Below are 17,736 nucleotides of genomic sequence, written 5' to 3' on the forward strand. Positions count from 1 at the left end.
GTGTGTTTTCATAAAAATATACAAGAATAACACAACATATAGTATTGTTATCTATTGAACTTTGTTTGGGAATTTGTTAAAATTTAAATCAGATTAAGGAGATAATTATGATTTTATTTGAAGAATTAGAAACTCAGACAACGAATATGAAAGTAATTAAAAGGGACGGAAGGAAACTTCCATTTGAATCAGAAAAAATTTACGTAGCTTTAGAAAAGGCTAGTAATGAAATTTCTCCAATAACACCTGTTCAAGAGGCGAAATTAGAAGTTTTAGTTGATAAGGTTGTTGCAGAAATTTTTGCGCGCTTTGATAAGAATATCAAAATTTATGAAATTCAAAATATCGTAGAACATGTCCTTTTGAGTGCCAACGAATATGAACTTGCTCAAAAGTATATAAACTATCGCACAAATCGTGACTTTGCTCGCAGCCAGGCAACAGATATTAATTTCACTATTGATAAGCTCATAAATAAGGACCAAACAGTGGTTAATGAGAATGCAAATAAGGATAGTGATGTATTCAATACTCAGCGTGATTTGACAGCAGGGATTGTTGGCAAATCAATAGGTCTTAAGATGTTACCACCTCACGTGGCTAATGCTCACCAAAAAGGAGATATTCATTATCATGACCTTGATTATCATCCATATACTCCAATGACTAATTGTTGCTTAATTGACTTTAAAGGTATGCTTGCTAAGGGTTTTAAGATTGGTAATGCAGAGGTTGTTTCACCAAAATCAATTCAGACAGCGACTGCTCAAATGAGTCAGATTATTGCTAATGTAGCATCAAGTCAATATGGAGGATGTTCAGCAAACCGAGTTGATGAACTTTTGGCACCATATGCTAAATTGAATTTTGATAAGCACTTAGCTGATGCGCGTGAGTGGGTAGCTCCTGAAAAACAGGAGGCATACGCATATGCCAAGACAAAAAAAGATATCTATGACGCAATGCAATCTTTGGAGTATGAAATAAATACTTTATTTACTTCAAATGGGCAAACTCCATTTACTTCACTTGGATTTGGCCTTGGAGAAGATTGGTTTGCGCGTGAAATTCAAAAGGCAATTCTAAAAATCAGAATTAAAGGACTTGGTCACGAGGGAAGGACAGCTATTTTCCCTAAACTAATCTTTACGCTTAAGCGTGGTTTGAATCTTGAGATGGGTACGCCTAACTATGATATCAAGCAGCTGGCTTTGGAATGTGCTACTAAACGTATGTATCCAGATGTTTTGAGTTATGATAAGATTGTTGATTTGACTGGTTCTTTTAAGGTTCCGATGGGATGCCGCTCTTTCTTGCAAGGATGGAAGGACGAAAACGGCCAAGATGTTGTTGATGGTCGTATGAATCTTGGAGTTGTGACCCTCAATCTGCCTAGAATTGCGCTTGAATCTAAGGGTGATAAGGATAAGTTCTGGTCAATTTTGGGTGAGAAGATGGATATCTTGCGTGATGCGCTTGTCTATCGTATTGAGCGAGTTAAGGAAGCAACACCAGCTAATGCCCCTATTCTTTATCAAAATGGAGCTTTTGGCGGTCGTCTTAAGAAAACTGATAATGTGGACGAATTATTTAAGAATCGTCGCGCTACAGTTTCAATGGGATACATTGGTCTCTATGAAGTTGCTACTGTCTTTTATGGTGGTCAGTGGGAAAATAATCCTGAGGCTAAGGAATTCACTTTAGAAATACTTCGTCAAATGAAGGGTGCTGCTGAAGCATGGTCAGATGAGTATGATTATCATTTTTCAATTTACTCTACTCCTTCAGAGTCGCTAACTGATCGTTTTTGCAGACTCGATACTGAAAAATATGGTATTATAGAGGACATCACTGATAAGGAATATTACACAAATTCTTTTCATTATGATGTGCGTAAGAACCCAACTCCGTTTGAAAAACTTGATTTTGAAAAAGATTATCCAGTTTACGCATCTGGTGGATTCATTCATTATTGTGAATACCCAATGTTACAACAAAATCCGAAGGCGCTTGAAGCAGTATGGGACTATGCCTATGATCGTGTAGGCTATCTGGGAACTAATACGCCAATTGATAAATGCTATGAGTGTAATTTCGAAGGTGATTTCACACCAACTGAACGCGGCTTCAAATGCCCAAATTGTGGCAACACTAATCCAGCAACAGTTGATGTTGTGAAAAGAACTTGTGGCTATCTTGGCAACCCACAAGCTCGTCCAATGGTTAATGGTCGCCATAAGGAAATTTCAAACCGTGTAAAACACATGAACGGCTCAATTGGTCATCTAAGTAATGGCGATGACATTGATAATCTAGCACACGATGAAAGAAGTAAATTTTTTGCCAAATAAAAATTAATATAAGTCTGGGGGAACTCAGACTTTCCATATTTTAAGAAAGGAGATATTTTATGGGAAAATACCAATTAGATAATAAAGGACAGGCTTCTGTTGAAAAGTATCATGAGAAAAATTCAACTGACAAACCTAGCAAACAAGACAAAGTAGCAGAGCTACGTGCCCAATTTTTGAAAAAGAAAAACGGTGGCAAGAATGAAAAATCCAAAGCCTAAGGAATGGCTTGCCTCAGACCTTAGTCAGAATTATATTGCCGACTATAAACCCTTCAATTTTGTGGACGGAGAAGGGGTGCGTAATAGCCTCTATGTTTCTGGCTGTCCCTTTGCTTGTGAGGGTTGCTATAATGTGGCTGCCCAAAACTTTCGCTATGGGAGACCATATACACAGGAACTAGAAGACCGTATCGTGACGGATATGGCTCAACCTTACGTTCAAGGACTTACTCTTCTTGGTGGTGAACCCTTTCTCAATACTGGTGTCGTACTTCCTTTGGTTAAAAGAATACATGAGGAACTACCAGAGAAAGATATTTGGTCTTGGTCAGGCTATACCTGGGAAGAATTACAAGAAGAGAGCGATGATAAACTTGAGTTGCTTGCTAATATTGATATCTTAGTTGATGGTCGTTTCGATATATCAAAGAAGAATCTGCTTTTGCAATTTCGCGGGTCCAGCAACCAAAGAATAATCGATGTCAAAAAATCACTTTCAAGTGGTCAGGTAGTTATCTGGGATAAGCTAAATGATGGCAATCAAGAATTTGAACAACTTCACAAAGAAAACATGATATAAAGAACAATTCATTTACTTGGATTGTTTTCATTTTGTTATAATTATTAATAGTAAATTAATGGAGTATGTCGATGTCAAAAGGTGTTTTTAATATCATAGTTCAAGATGAACAAGTTATTTTAGTTAAAAGAAGGGATTTACCAATATGGGATTTACCAGGAGGTCATCTGGACTCAGAGGAGAGTGAATTTGAATGTGCAATTCGGGAAGCTTATGAAGAAACAGGTCTCATCGTCAAACCTGAATATTTAATTGGAAAATATGTTATTGAAGAACTTGATGATACACAGTTTGTATATAAAAGTAATATTGAAAGTGGAGAGTTAATAAAATCTGGACCTGAAACAAAGGAACTCAGATATTTTAATCTTAATTATCTTCCCTTGTTTATGGTGCCTAATAGAAGACGGCAAATAAAAGATTTTCAAGACAAAAATGAAAATAAAGAAGTCACGATCAAGGAAAAATTTCTCATAAGATTGTTGAGAAAGATTTTGTAAGATATCAAACTTTAGATGTAAGAAATTTTTCTGAAAATTTGATACAATAGATTTAATTATAAGGAGGACAATATGGTTAGAATTCAAGATGATTTATACGAAGCAGTCAATGCCGATTGGTTGAGCAAGGCAGAAATTCCAGGCGACAGACCAAGAATTGGTGGATTTGATGAGCTTGTTATTAATAATGAAAAAACATTAATGGAAGACTTTTCTGGTTTCCCTAAGTTTGATGATCCAGTTATGGACCAATTTTTGCTTTTCTACAAGAAAGCACAAGACTATGATACTCGTAATAAGCAAGGTGCAGAACCTGTAAAGTCTAATTTAGCTAAAATCGAAGCAATTAAGGATTTTGATGACTTAACTTCAAAATTTACAGAAATGGTATTTGAAAATTATGGATCGCTTCCATTTGATCTTTCAGTATCTCCGGATATGAAAGATGCAATCCATCATGCGCTTTATTTCTCGAGCCCTGGTTTAATCTTGCCTGATACTACGTATTATGCTGAAGAGCATCCACGTAAGGAAGAACTTCTTAATGTATATAGAGAAAACACTGTCGAAATCATGGAAAAATTCGGTTATGACAAGGAATTTGCTGAAAAAACAGTAGATAATACTTTGAAATTTGATGCCCTTTTAGTTCCTTATGTAAATACAAGTGAAGAGTGGGCTCAATATGCAGGTCTTTATAATCCAGTAGATATATCTGAATTTGTTTCTCATATCAAAACTTTCAACTCAGGAAAATTAATCACTGATTTAATCAAGACTATGCCAGAGAAAGTTTTAGTTTATGAAAAAAGATTTTATGAAAACTTTAATGAGATAGTAAATCCAGAAAATTTCGAGTTAATTAAATCATATATTTTAGCTGCGGAAGTACGTACTGCAACACCTTACCTTTCTGAAGAATTAAGAGTTTTAGGTGGAGTATTTGGCCGTGCTTTAAGTGGTACTGCTGAGGCGCGTAGTCCTGAAAAAGCAGCTTATGATCTAGCAACTGGAATCTTCTCTCAAGCTGTTGGTCTTTATTATGGTAAAAAATACTTTGGTGAAGATGCAAAAAATGATGTTAAATATATGACAGCTCAAATGATTCAAGTTTACCAAGAACGTCTCCGCCATAATGACTGGTTATCTAAGGAAACGATAGAAAAAGCTATTGAAAAGCTTGATGCAATGACAGTCTTTGTCGGATATCCAGATAAACTTCCTAAAGTCTACACTGAATTTAAGGTTGGAAGTGGAAGTATCTACGAGGATTCCTTCAGTATTGGTCGTGCGTTAATTCGTCGTCACTATGGCAAGTTCTCTGAAAATGTAGATAAGACTGAGTGGCATATGCCGGCACATATGGTAAATGCTTATTTCAGTCCAGATAGTAATACTATCGTCTTCCCGGCAGCTATCCTACAAGCACCATTCTATAGTCTTGAACAAACTAAGAGTCAAAATTATGGTGGTATCGGTGCTGTTATTGCCCATGAAATCTCACATGCTTTCGATAATAATGGAGCACTTTTTGATAAGTATGGTAACATGGAAAATTGGTGGACAGAGGAAGACTTTAAAGCTTTCGAAGATAAACAAAAGCTAATGGTTGATGAGTTTGATGGTCTTGAAATTGCTGGTGGAAAAGTTAATGGTACCCTTGTGGTGTCTGAAAATATTGCAGATGCTGGTGGTCTTACAGCAGCAATGACAGCAGCACTTCTTGAAGAAGATGCAAACCTTGAGGAATTGTTTACCCAATGGGCAACAATCTGGCGTATGAAAGCTCATAAAGAGTATCAACAAATGCTCTTAAGTGCAGATGTTCACGCGCCTGGTAAACTTCGTGCAAATGTTCAACCAACTAACCTTGATGAATTCTTTGAAACATTTGATGTCAAAGAAGGAGATGAAATGTGGCGTGCACCAGAAGACCGAGTTAGAATTTGGTAAGCCGATCCCATCGGAGTTGTGATTGAGACTAGTCACTTTAGTGGCTCAGACTTCTTGATATTTAAACAATAGCTATTTTGAAATAAAAGTGTTAATTAAAAAGCATCTGGAGTATTAATCTCTAGATGCTTTATTTATATATTAAAAATCTTTCATAAGATTTTTAATCAATTCAGATATTTTTGAAATTTCGATACTAGAGTTGTAGGGATTTGGAATGAGAAAAATCTTTCTGCTATTAACTTTTTTCTGAATCTTAATCTTATCGGTAGCAGCTAATCCTGAAATAATTGACTGACCAATTCCTTCCTCTATTAATTTTTCTAGTAGTTCATTGCTATCAATATTAATAATGGGGAGTTGAATATTATTTTCATTCATAAAAATTTCATTAAAGAATCTAGTTCCAGATTCTTTCTCACGCATTAGCCAATATTTAGAATCTGCGTTTCCGGCAAGAACTAACTCATCTTCGTATATGACTTCTTTTTTTAGATTAGGAGTCTCGATTGGTTTTTCTATAATTGCTATATGGGCATGATTGTTTTGAATTTGTTCCAAAGCCTTTTTTGAATTCATCATTTTAATGGTGAAGTTAACATTTGGAAATGTTTTAAGAACATCAGTCATTAATTTAGGTAATATATGATTGGCTACAGTATTTGAACAAACGATTATACATTCCTCTTTAAAGTTTTCTTTTTGCATGACTTGCTCAAAAGAATTAGAAAGATTTTCGATTATAGCTAATAGTTTTGGATAGAGAAAATCGGCTTCTTTTGTTGGAACGACATTTTGCTTTCCATTTCGATGGAATAGTTGTATTCCGTAATTTTGCTCTAACTTCTTAATTTGAAGAGATACTGTTGGTTGTGAAATATAAAGTTTTTCAGCAGCAAAAGAAAAATTTTTTGTTTCATAGACGGCAATAAATGTTTTAATCCAATCAAGCATGTTGACTCCTTTATTTACTTTATTAATAATAACTATTATAAATATTTATTTTACAAATGCAAAATTCTTAACTATCATAAATAAAGATAAAAAAACTAAAGGAGAAAAAATGATACATTCATTTAAAGAATTTTTAAAGAGGATACCAATACCTATTTGTGGCTTAATTCTAGGTACAGTATCCCTTGGAAATTTATTATATTCAATTAACTACCATATATTAGGGAATATATTTTGCATTCTAGGATGCCTTTTAATGGTTTTAGTAGTACTGAAAATTATTTTCACCATGGACCATACGCTGAAAGCTATGAAGGATCCAATAGTTGCTTCGGTATCACCGACTTTTACGATGGCGCTTATGGTTATTGCAGCATTCTTGACACGTGTGCTTCCATTAAGTCCACTTGTTCAAGTAATCTGGCTATTTGCGGTTATTCTTCACTTTGCTCTTATGGTTTTTTTTGTTGCCGTTCACGTTTTTCCTGAAAAGTTAAGCCTAGAAAACATCTACCCTAGTTGGTTTATAACATTTGTTGGAATGGGAGTAATACCCAATACATCAAATTTATTTATTCAAGAACTGGGACAAATTACTATTTGGCTAGCCTTAATCCTCTATTTACTACTCCTTCCGATTCTTATAAAGAGGGTAGTTTTTATGTCGAATATGCCAGACTCAGCAATGCCTCTTGTTACCATCATGACAGCCCCAGGTTCGCTCTGTTTAGCGGGATATCTGTCAGTCACAACACACCCATGTATGCCGCTAGTAGTTTTCTTGCTAGTCCTATCTCAGCTAATATATTTCCTAGTCGTTGCCAATTTCTCTAAGCTTCTTCAAAAGCAGTTTTACCCGAGTTATGCAGCCTTTACTTTCCCGATGGTTATTACTGCAACAGCCATAACAAGAGTTAAATCATTATTTACTGATAAGGAATTTCTATATATGATACTCAATTACCTTAGTGTATTTGAAGTAGTTATTGCAATTCTTATTGTACTTTATGTGCTATATAAATATTTAGTGTTTTTGAGGCAGCAACTAGTTATTAAAAACCGAATTCATGTGTTAAATAAATAGTTGTGAAAAGAAATTTATTTACCAGATTAGATGATGAAAATTTATATTTTTTAGGTTTTATAAATGCTTTTAAAATAAGCACATTCCTTGATTTTTTACAGGAATAAGGTATAATAGAGAGAAATAGTTTGTCGGTACGTTTGGTGTGAAATATTGTCCATACTAGGCGTAGTAAGGCAGCGGTGAAGAGATTGACCGTTGCTTTTTTTGCCGTTTTAGACCACCGATTTCAATTGATGTAATTGAAATTTAATGTTTCTAAATGTTCAGACTACTTTAAATAACTATTTGGAACAAAGGACATAGGCTTTTGAAAGTAAATGTTATTTATACTTCAGAAGACTATAAAATAGGAAAGAGGAGAAACTACATTGGCAGGACATGATGTTGCCTACGGTAAACACCGTACAAGACGCAGTTTTTCGCGAATCAAAGAAGTTCTTGATTTGCCAAACTTAATTGAAATCCAAACAGATAGCTACCAGCAATTTCTTGACGAAGGATTTAAGGATGTATTCCAAGAAATGCTTCCGATAAATAACTTTGCGGATACAATGGAGCTAGAATTTGTTGGGTACGAAATGCGTGAGCCTAAATATACTATTGAAGAAGCTCGTGCACATGATGCTAATTATTCAGCACCAATTTTCGTTACTTTCCGCCTTATTAATAAGGAAACAGGGGAAATTAAGACACAAGAAGTGTTCTTTGGAGATTTCCCACTTATGACTGAAATGGGTACTTTCGTAATCAACGGAGCTGAACGTATTATCGTAAGTCAGTTGGTACGTAGCCCAGGTGTTTACTTCCATGATAAAGTAGACAAGAATGGTAAAGTTGGTTATGGTCATACTACAATTCCTAACCGTGGAGCATGGTTTGAATTAGATACTGATGCAAAAGACATCGGTTATGCTCGTATTGACCGTACTCGTAAATTACCATTTACAGTAATGATGCGTGCTCTTGGATTTGGTTCTGATGCTGAGATTTTTGATATTCTTGGCGATAGCGAAATTTTAAGAAACACAATCGAAAAAGATATTCACAAAAATACAAACGACACTCGTGTTGAGGAAGCACTGAAAGATATTTATGATCGTATCCGTCCTGGTGAACCTAAAACAGCGGATTCTTCACGTAATTTATTAGTAGCTCGTTTCTTTGACCCACGTCGTTATGATCTAGCTCCTGTTGGACGTTACAAAATCAACAAGAAACTAGCTCTTAAAAACCGCCTTCTAGGATTGAAACTTGCTGAACCATTGGTTGATGGTGATACTGGTGAAATCTTAGTGCCTGCGGATACAGAAATCACACGTGAAGTTCTTGATGATATTACAGAAGCTCTTGATAATGGATTGAATACAGAAGTTTATTACCCATCTGATGATGCAGTATTAAATGATCCAATCAATATTCAAGTTGTTAAAGTATATTCACCAAATGATCCAGAACGTGTTGTAAATGTTATTTCTAATGGACAAATTGATCCAACTGTTCGTACAGTTACACCTGCTGATATCATTGCAAGCATTAACTACTGGTTAGGTTTAAATGATGGTGTTGGTAAAGTCGATGATATTGATCACTTGGGTAACCGTCGTATTCGTTCAGTAGGTGAACTTTTACAAAACCAAGTTCGTATTGGTTTAAGTCGTATGGAACGTGTTATTCGTGAACGTATGTCGAGTCAAGATAATGAAAATATGACTCCTCAAGGTTTACTTAATATTCGTCCAGTTGTAGCAGCAATCAAAGAATTCTTTGGTTCTTCTCAATTGTCACAGTTCATGGACCAACATAATCCACTTTCAGAACTTTCACATAAACGTCGTTTATCAGCCCTTGGGCCTGGTGGTTTAACACGTGACCGTGCGGGATATGAAGTACGTGACGTACATTATACTCACTATGGTCGTATGTGTCCGATTGAAACTCCTGAAGGACCAAATATCGGGTTAATCAATAACTTATCAAGTTACGGAAAAATTAATAAATATGGATTTATCCAGAGTCCATACCGTAAAGTTGATCGTGCAACAGGTATTGTAACAAGCGATATTCATTGGCTAACAGCGGATGAAGAAGATAATTACACAGTTGCTCAAGCAAACTCACCACTTAATGATGATGGTATTTTCACTAATGATACTGTAATGGCTCGTCATACTGGTAACAATATTGAAGTATCTACTTCATTGGTTGATTACATGGACGTATCTCCTAAACAGGTAGTTGCGGTTGCCACAGCTTGTATTCCTTTCTTGGAAAATGATGACTCAAACCGTGCCCTAATGGGAGCAAACATGCAGCGTCAAGCAGTGCCACTTATTGATCCACATGCACCTTTTGTTGGTACAGGTATGGAACATCAAGCAGCACATGACTCAGGAGCTGCACTAGTAGCGAAAGAAGCTGGGACAGTTGAATTTGCGGATGCAGCTGAAATTCGTATCCGTCGTGAATCTGGTGAACTTGATATTTACAAAGTAACTAAATTCCGTCGTTCTAACTCTGGTACATCATATAACCAACGTACTCTTGTTAAATCAGGCGATAAAGTTGACAAAGGTGAAATCATTGCTGATGGGCCTTCAATGGAAAATGGAGAAATGGCTCTTGGACAAAATCCACTAGTTGCCTTCATGACTTGGGAAGGTTACAACTTTGAGGATGCCGTTATCATGAGTGAACGTCTTGTGAAAGATGACGTTTACACTTCAATTGCAATTGAAGAATATGAATCAGAAACACGTGATACAAAGCTTGGACCTGAAGAAATTACTCGTGAAGTACCAAATGTTGGTGAAGATGCTCTTAAAAATCTTGACGAATTTGGTATCATCCGTATCGGTGCTGAAGTTAAAGAAGGTGACCTTCTAGTTGGTAAAGTTACTCCTAAAGGTGTAAGTGAACTTTCTGCTGAAGAACGTCTATTACATGCAATCTTTGGTGAAAAATCTCGTGAAGTTCGTGATACATCACTTCGTGTACCTCACGGAGCTGACGGTATTGTCCATGATGTTAAGATTTTCCGTCGTGAAAATGGTGATGAACTATCAACAGGTGTTAATATGCTTGTTCGTGTTTACATCGTTCAAAAACGTAAAATCCACGTTGGGGATAAAATGGCCGGACGTCACGGAAACAAAGGGGTTGTATCTCGTATCTTACCAGTTGAAGATATGCCTTATCTTCCAGACGGAACTCCAGTTGATATCATGCTTAACCCACTAGGGGTACCATCTCGTATGAATATTGGACAAGTTATGGAGCTTCACCTAGGAATGGCAGCACGTCAACTAGGTATCCATATTGCAACTCCAGTCTTTGATGGAGCTCGTGATGAAGATATCTGGTCTACAGTAAAAGAAGCTGGAATGGCCTCTGATGCTAAGACGGTTCTTTATGATGGACGTACAGGTGAACCTTTCGATAACCGTGTATCAGTCGGTGTCATGTATATGATTAAACTTCACCACATGGTTGATGATAAACTTCATGCACGTAGCGTAGGTCCTTACTCACTAGTTACTCAACAACCACTTGGAGGTAAAGCTCAGTTTGGTGGACAACGTTTTGGGGAAATGGAAGTTTGGGCACTGGAAGCTTATGGTGCAGCTTACATTCTGCAAGAAATCTTGACTTACAAGTCAGATGACGTTACAGGACGTACAAAAGCATATGAAGCAATCGTTAAAGGTGAAAGAATTCCTCGTCCAGGTGTACCAGAATCATTCCGCGTACTTGTAAAAGAATTACAATCATTAGGACTTGATATGAAGGTGCTTGATGATGAGGATAATACTCTTGAACTTCGTGATTTAGATGATGATGACGATGAAGGGATCCACGTAGATGCTCTTGAAAAAGCTCGCAAAGAACAATCAGAATTGCGTGCAGCAAATGCTGCTGCAGCTGAAGTAAAAGCAGCTGAAAGAGAAGTATCTGGGGATATCAAATAAATTCTAATTTTAGGAAAATAAACAGATTTTGAGAACTTACATTGACTAGGGTGGACATGCTTCACCCTTGGTCAAGTTTTATATAGCTAGGAGAAGAAATCTTGGTAGATGTTAATAAATTTCAGAGTATGCAAATATCTCTGGCTTCACCACGTCAAATTCGTACTTGGTCATATGGTGAAGTAAAAAAACCAGAAACAATTAACTACCGTACATTGAAACCAGAACGTGAAGGACTATTCGATGAAAGAATTTTTGGTCCAACTAAAGACTGGGAATGTGCATGTGGTAAATATAAACGTATTCGTTATAAAGGTATTATTTGTGACCGCTGTGGTGTTGAAGTAACTCGTGCTAAAGTACGTCGTGAACGTATGGGACATATCGAGCTTGCCGCTCCAGTAACTCACATTTGGTATTTCAAAGGAATCCCTTCACGTATGGGATTAGCCTTAGATATGAGTCCTCGTGCTCTTGAAGAAGTAATTTATTTTGCTTCATACGTGGTAATTGATCCAAAAGAAACTCCGCTTGAGAAGAAAAGTCTTTTAAGCGAACGTGAGTATCGTGAAAAAATGCTTGAATATGGCTATGGTTCATTCGTTGCAAAAATGGGTGCTGAAGCAATTCAAGATCTTTTAATTGATGTTGACCTTGATAAAGAAATCGCTGAATTAAAAGAAGAACTTAAGACTGCAAGTGGTCAAAAACGTGTTAAAGCTGTTCGTCGTTTAGATATTTTAGATGCTTTCCGTAAATCAGACAATCAACTTGATTGGATGGTAATGGATGTTCTCCCAGTTATTCCACCAGATTTGCGTCCGATGGTTCAACTTGATGGTGGACGTTTTGCAACAAGTGATTTAAATGATCTATATCGTCGTGTAATTAACCGTAATAACCGTCTTAAGCGTTTGATTGAACTTAATGCCCCTGGTATTATCGTTCAAAATGAAAAACGTATGCTTCAAGAAGCAGTAGATGCTTTGATTGATAATGGTCGTCGTGGTCGTCCAATCACAGGACCAGGGAACCGTCCACTTAAATCATTAAGCCATATGCTTAAAGGTAAACAAGGTCGTTTCCGTCAAAACTTACTTGGTAAACGTGTTGACTATTCAGGACGTTCAGTAATCGTAGTTGGTCCAACTCTTAAGATGTATCAATGTGGTCTTCCAAGAGAAATGGCTATTGAACTATTTAAACCATTTGTAATGGCTGAATTAGTTAAACGTGAGATGGCAGCGAACATCCGTGCAGCAAAACGTAAAGTTGAGCGTATGGATGAAGATATCTGGGATGTACTTGAAGATGTAATTAAAGAACATCCAGTTCTACTTAACCGCGCACCTACTCTACATAGACTTGGTATTCAAGCTTTTGAACCAGTTCTTATTGATGGACGTGCAATTCGTCTTCACCCACTTGTATGTGAAGCCTACAATGCCGACTTCGATGGAGACCAAATGGCCGTTCACGTGCCACTTTCTGAGGAAGCACAAGCAGAAGCTCGTATCCTTATGTTAGCAGCTGAACACATCCTTAACCCTAAAGATGGTAAACCAGTAGTAACTCCTTCACAGGATATGGTACTAGGTAACTACTACCTAACTATGGAAGAAGCTGGTCGTGAAGGTGAAGGAATGATTTTTGCTGATCCTGAAGAAGCTGTAATTGCATGGCGTAATGGTTATGTACATTTACACTCTCGTGTGGGTATAGCTACTAAATCACTAGATAAACCTTGGTCAGATAGCCAAAAAGATACTATTTTATTAACAACAGTTGGTAAAATATTATTTAACTCTATCATGCCAGCAGAATTCCCATATTTAAATGAACCAACTATGGAAAACTTAACTAGCCAAACTAACGATCGCTACTTTGTACAATCAGGTGGAGATGTTGTTGAAGCTATTAAGAACCTTCCGGAAGTACAACCGTTCAAGAAGAAAAATCTTGGTAATATCATTGCTGAAGTATTCAAACGTTTCCGTACAACAGAAACTTCTGAAATGCTTGACCGTTTGAAAGACCTTGGTTACCACCATTCAACAAAAGCTGGTCTTACTGTAGGTATTGCAGATATTCCAGTCGTTGAGGAAAAACATGAAATTGTAGATGCTGCCCATGAAAAAGTGGAAGTAATCACTAAACAATTCCGTCGTGGTCTTATTACTGATGATGAACGTTATCAAGCTGTAACTGATGTTTGGCGTGATGCAAAAGCTCAACTTGAAGATAAACTTGCTAAAGGTCAAGATTTCAAGAATCCAATCGTTATGATGATGGACTCAGGAGCCCGTGGTAATATCTCAAACTTCTCACAACTTGCCGGTATGCGCGGACTTATGGCTGCCCCGAATGGTCGTATCATGGAATTACCAATCATCTCAAACTTCCGTGAAGGATTGTCAGTATTGGAAATGTTCTTCTCAACTCACGGAGCTCGTAAAGGTATGACCGATACAGCCCTTAAGACAGCCGATTCAGGTTACTTGACTCGTCGTCTAGTTGACGTTGCCCAAGACGTAATCATTCGTGAAGATGACTGTGGAACTGACCGTGGACTTGTAATCAGTGCAATTACTGATGGTAAAGAAATGGTTGAACCACTTGAAGAACGTTTAATTGGACGTTACACTTCTCAAACAGTTATTAATCCTGAAACAGGTGAAGTAATCATTGGAAACGATGAGTTAATCACAGAAGATATCGCTAGCGCAATTGTTGCAGCTGGAATTGAGAAAGTTAAGATCCGTAGCGTATTTACATGTAAAACACGTCATGGCGTATGTAAACATTGTTATGGGGTTAACCTTGCTACTGGTGATGCTGTTGAGGTTGGTGAAGCAGTTGGTACAATTGCAGCGCAATCTATCGGTGAACCAGGTACTCAGCTTACAATGCGTACTTTCCATACAGGGGGGGTTGCCTCAAGTGAAGATATCACTCAAGGTCTTCCTCGTATCCAAGAAATTTTTGAAGCACGTAATCCTAAAGGGGAAGCTACAATCACAGAAGTTACAGGTGAAGTTGTAGAAATTACGGAAGAAGCAAGTACACGTACTAAAGAAGTAACCGTAAAAGGTGAAACTGATACACGTACTTACACAATTCCTTATACTTCTCGTACTAAGGTTGAAGTTGGTGACTTTATTCACCGTGGTACTCCACTTACAGAAGGTTCAATTGAACCTAAACATTTACTTGAAGTTCGTGATGCTTTATCAGTAGAAACTTATCTACTTGCAGAAGTGCAAAAAGTATACCGTTCTCAAGGGGTAGAAATTGGAGACAAGCACGTTGAGGTAATGGTTCGTCAAATGCTTCGTAAAGTTCGTATCATGGATCCAGGTGATACTGACTTACTTCCAGGAACACTTATGGATGTTTCAGACTTTGCAGATGCAAATGAAGATACTCTTGTTAAAGGTGCAGTACCTGCAACAGGTCGTCCAGTTCTTATGGGTATCACTAAAGCATCACTTGAAACTAACTCATTCTTATCAGCAGCATCATTCCAAGAAACAACACGTGTTCTTACAGATGCAGCGATTCGTGGTAAAAAAGACCACTTACTTGGACTTAAGGAAAATGTTATTATCGGTAAAATTATTCCAGCAGGTACTGGTATGCAACGTTACCGTAACATCGAACCTAAAGCTGAACTACCAGAGGTAGAAGTAGTCGAAACTATCGAAGTTACAGAATAATATAAAAAAAGAGTCAATCGGAAGATTGCTCTTTTTTTATTAAATTTTAAAAAATTGACCAGTACTATTGAATTATATAAAGACAGTAATTGTTGCAGCTGCGACAATTAATAATAAACCAATTAGTGTAATAAACATCTCTTTTTTAGTCTTTCTTTGACCTAATAAGTAAATTCCTGAAAGAGTAGCAACAATAACATTTGTTTGAGATAGAATAAACGCTGTTGTCATTCCGTTCATGTTTGGTTGAGCAGAAATTAGGTATGTAAGGGCAGCAAAGCCGAAAAAGAATCCGGAGATAATGTTTTTATATGATACACTTTCAGTAAAAGCAGACTTTTCTCCACGAATAGCAAGAACTATTGCATAGATTATTGCTACTAAAAGCATACCTATTGACTGAGGTAGAAAAGATGCCATTCCATCAATTGAAGTAGCCTGTGGAAAAGCTGAATAACCAACGTAACCAATACCACCAATCAGAAGTAAAATTACTGCTTTCTTAAGATTACCTTGCTCAGTATGAGATTTCTTTTCAGTCCAAACAGTCATAGTTGCACCGATTATTATCAATAATAGAGCTATTCCACCCAGGATTTTATCATTTAAAGTAGGCCAACTACCTAATGCAATAATTCCGAAAAGTGAAGTACCGACTAATTGGATTGCAGTAGATATGGGAGTAACTCGAGAAGAGCCAACTAATGGGAAAGCTATGAAGGTGATTATTTGAGCACATGCCCAACTTGCACCAGATAGAATTGAAAATAATAAGTCATTCCCGCTTGGAAATGCTATTCCGTTTATTTGTGAAAAAGCCAAAGCAAAAATAAATGTTCCAAGAGTTGACCCTAAGATTTGATTTACTGGACGTCCACCTATTTTTGTTACCACTGTTGGATAGAATCCCCATGCAATAACAGGACCGAGTCCAATTAAAAGTGCTGTTGTATTCATTTTTTCTCCTTATGTATTAAAAAATTAAAATGTATTATAAGTTCTTGTTATAAAGCACAAGCAGATTACATTTTCTCATGAAAGCCCTTTTCTGTAAACATAAGATTCATTAAAAGTGATGTAAACTCTTTACTCTGTGTTATTACATTGTATATACCAATTTTATAGTGCTTAATACTTATTTACTAGGCTTTGTAAATCTGATAGAATGTTATAGTTAATAAATAATTGCCTTGAACTGTATTTTCAAGAAGCAGGAGGAAAAAATGAAAGATTCACCAATCAAATACAGATTAATAAAAACAGAAAAACATACAGGTGCTCGTCTAGGAGAGATTATTACACCACACGGAACTTTTCCGACTCCTATGTTTATGCCAGTAGGTACACTTGCAACAGTGAAAACTCAAAGCCCTGAAGAGTTAAAAGAGATGGGAGCAGGGATTATACTATCAAACACTTATCATCTATGGCTTCGTCCTGGTGATGAGCTGGTGAAAAAAGCAGGTGGTCTGCATAAATTCATGAATTGGGATCAACCAATCTTAACAGATTCAGGAGGATTCCAAGTGTTCTCACTTGCTGATACAAGAAAAATTGAAGAAGAAGGTGTTCATTTCAAGAGTCACTTAAACGGAGCACCATTGTTTTTAAGCCCTGAAAAAGCAATTCAAATTCAAAACAATTTAGGTAGTGATATAATGATGAGCTTTGATGAATGCCCACAATTCTATCAACCATATGATTATGTAAAGGCAAGTGTTGAACGTACTAGCCGTTGGGCGGAACGTGGTCTTAATGCACATGCTAAAAAGGATAGTCAAGGACTCTTTGGTATCGTACAAGGTGCAGGTTTTGAAGATTTGCGCCGTCAATCAGCACAAGATTTAGTAAGTATGGATTTTCCAGGTTATTCAATCGGTGGTCTAGCTGTTGGAGAGTCACACGAAGAAATGAATGCAGTTCTTGATTTTACCACACCAATGCTTCCAACAAATAAACCTCGTTATCTTATGGGGGTAGGTGCGCCAGACTCACTTATTGATGGAGTTATTCGTGGAATAGATATGTTTGACTGTGTATTGCCAACTCGAATTGCCCGTAACGGTACATGTATGACTAGTCGTGGTCGTTTAGTCGTGAAAAACGCTCAGTATGCTGAGGACTTTAGACCTCTAGATGAAAATTGTGATTGCTATGCATGTAAAAATTACACAAGGGCTTACATTAGACATTTAATAAAATGTGATGAAACTTTTGGAATGAGACTTACTTCAACACATAATCTTCATTTCCTTATTAATTTGATGAAAAATGTTCGTCAAGCAATTATGGACGATAACTTATTGGAATTTCGTGAAGATTTCTGTGAAGCATACGGTTATAATAAAGAAGGTGCGAAAGACTTTTAGTCTGGTTCTTTAGTTTGTTAAAAACTGTTTATTTTGATAG

At 36.8% G+C, this 17,736-nt stretch carries 11 protein-coding genes; 9 read left to right on the top strand and 2 right to left on the bottom strand.

Going from position 1 to position 17,736, the window contains the following annotated elements:
- Positions 1-107: 107 nt before the first annotated feature.
- From nrdD to pepO, 5 genes are all read left to right on the top strand, one after another.
- Positions 108-2,351 (top strand): anaerobic ribonucleoside-triphosphate reductase, encoded by a 2,244-nt coding sequence (gene nrdD / locus BG261_RS09030; RefSeq protein WP_070792995.1) that lies wholly within the window; start codon positions 108-110, stop codon positions 2,349-2,351.
- Positions 2,352-2,410: 59 nt separating this feature from the next.
- Positions 2,411-2,572, top strand: coding sequence for a hypothetical protein (locus tag BG261_RS11550; RefSeq protein WP_099098652.1), 162 nt, complete (start codon positions 2,411-2,413; stop codon positions 2,570-2,572).
- Positions 2,553-3,152, top strand: coding sequence for an anaerobic ribonucleoside-triphosphate reductase activating protein (gene nrdG, locus BG261_RS09035; protein ID WP_070792996.1), 600 nt, complete (start codon positions 2,553-2,555; stop codon positions 3,150-3,152). Before BG261_RS11550 ends, nrdG begins: the two co-directional genes overlap by 20 nt.
- Before the next feature lie 71 nt (positions 3,153-3,223).
- On the top strand, positions 3,224-3,652 hold the full coding sequence (locus BG261_RS09040) for an NUDIX domain-containing protein (RefSeq protein ID WP_158007198.1): 429 nt from the start codon (positions 3,224-3,226) through the stop codon (positions 3,650-3,652).
- A gap of 72 nt (positions 3,653-3,724) precedes the next feature.
- Entirely contained in the window at positions 3,725-5,605 is a 1,881-nt protein-coding gene (gene pepO, locus BG261_RS09045) for an endopeptidase PepO (RefSeq protein WP_070792998.1), read from the top strand.
- 141 nt (positions 5,606-5,746) lie between these two features.
- On the opposite strand, the gene BG261_RS09050 is transcribed toward pepO, so the two are convergent.
- A complete protein-coding gene (locus tag BG261_RS09050) occupies positions 5,747-6,559 on the bottom strand; it encodes a LysR family transcriptional regulator (RefSeq protein ID WP_070792999.1) in 813 nt (270 codons plus the stop codon).
- Between the two features lie 109 nt (positions 6,560-6,668).
- On the opposite strand from BG261_RS09050, the gene BG261_RS09055 reads away from it, so the two are divergent.
- The 3 genes from BG261_RS09055 to rpoC all read left to right on the top strand — a co-directional run bounded on the left by BG261_RS09055 (position 6,669) and on the right by rpoC (position 15,327).
- Positions 6,669-7,643: a TDT family transporter gene (locus BG261_RS09055; RefSeq protein WP_070793000.1), complete on the top strand. Its 975-nt coding sequence runs from the start codon at positions 6,669-6,671 to the stop codon at positions 7,641-7,643.
- Positions 7,644-8,014: 371 nt separating this feature from the next.
- Positions 8,015-11,611 carry a DNA-directed RNA polymerase subunit beta gene (gene rpoB, locus BG261_RS09060; RefSeq protein ID WP_070793001.1) on the top strand — a complete coding sequence of 1,199 codons (3,597 nt, stop codon included), beginning with the start codon at positions 8,015-8,017 and terminating at the stop codon, positions 11,609-11,611.
- 101 nt (positions 11,612-11,712) lie between these two features.
- Complete coding sequence (gene rpoC, locus BG261_RS09065) at positions 11,713-15,327, top strand: DNA-directed RNA polymerase subunit beta' (protein WP_070793002.1); 3,615 nt, start codon at positions 11,713-11,715, stop codon at positions 15,325-15,327.
- 72 nt (positions 15,328-15,399) lie between these two features.
- Here rpoC and rbsU read toward each other — a convergent pair whose 3' ends face one another.
- Positions 15,400-16,284 carry a ribose/proton symporter RbsU gene (gene rbsU / locus BG261_RS09070; RefSeq protein ID WP_070793003.1) on the bottom strand — a complete coding sequence of 295 codons (885 nt, stop codon included), beginning with the start codon at positions 16,282-16,284 and terminating at the stop codon, positions 15,400-15,402.
- A gap of 266 nt (positions 16,285-16,550) precedes the next feature.
- Between rbsU and tgt the strand changes: the two genes are divergently transcribed.
- A complete protein-coding gene (gene tgt / locus BG261_RS09075) occupies positions 16,551-17,696 on the top strand; it encodes a tRNA guanosine(34) transglycosylase Tgt (RefSeq protein ID WP_070793004.1) in 1,146 nt (381 codons plus the stop codon).
- Positions 17,697-17,736: the final 40 nt, after the last annotated feature.

This window comes from Floricoccus tropicus, assembly GCF_001832905.1.
Taxonomy (GTDB): domain Bacteria; phylum Bacillota; class Bacilli; order Lactobacillales; family Streptococcaceae; genus Floricoccus; species Floricoccus tropicus.

Bases quoted from the DNA above. Each gene is read 5' to 3' on its own strand.
- rbsU (WP_070793003.1), bottom strand. From the start codon at position 16,284: ATGAATACAACAGCACTTTTAATTGGACTCGGTCCTGTTATTGCATGG.
- BG261_RS09050 (WP_070792999.1), bottom strand. From the start codon at position 6,559: ATGCTTGATTGGATTAAAACATTTATTGCCGTCTATGAAACAAAAAAT.
- BG261_RS11550 (WP_099098652.1), top strand. From the start codon at position 2,411: ATGGGAAAATACCAATTAGATAATAAAGGACAGGCTTCTGTTGAAAAG.
- tgt (WP_070793004.1), top strand. From the start codon at position 16,551: ATGAAAGATTCACCAATCAAATACAGATTAATAAAAACAGAAAAACAT.
- nrdD (WP_070792995.1), top strand. From the start codon at position 108: ATGATTTTATTTGAAGAATTAGAAACTCAGACAACGAATATGAAAGTA.
- BG261_RS09055 (WP_070793000.1), top strand. From the start codon at position 6,669: ATGATACATTCATTTAAAGAATTTTTAAAGAGGATACCAATACCTATT.
- pepO (WP_070792998.1), top strand. From the start codon at position 3,725: ATGGTTAGAATTCAAGATGATTTATACGAAGCAGTCAATGCCGATTGG.
- BG261_RS09040 (WP_158007198.1), top strand. From the start codon at position 3,224: ATGTCAAAAGGTGTTTTTAATATCATAGTTCAAGATGAACAAGTTATT.
- nrdG (WP_070792996.1), top strand. From the start codon at position 2,553: ATGAAAAATCCAAAGCCTAAGGAATGGCTTGCCTCAGACCTTAGTCAG.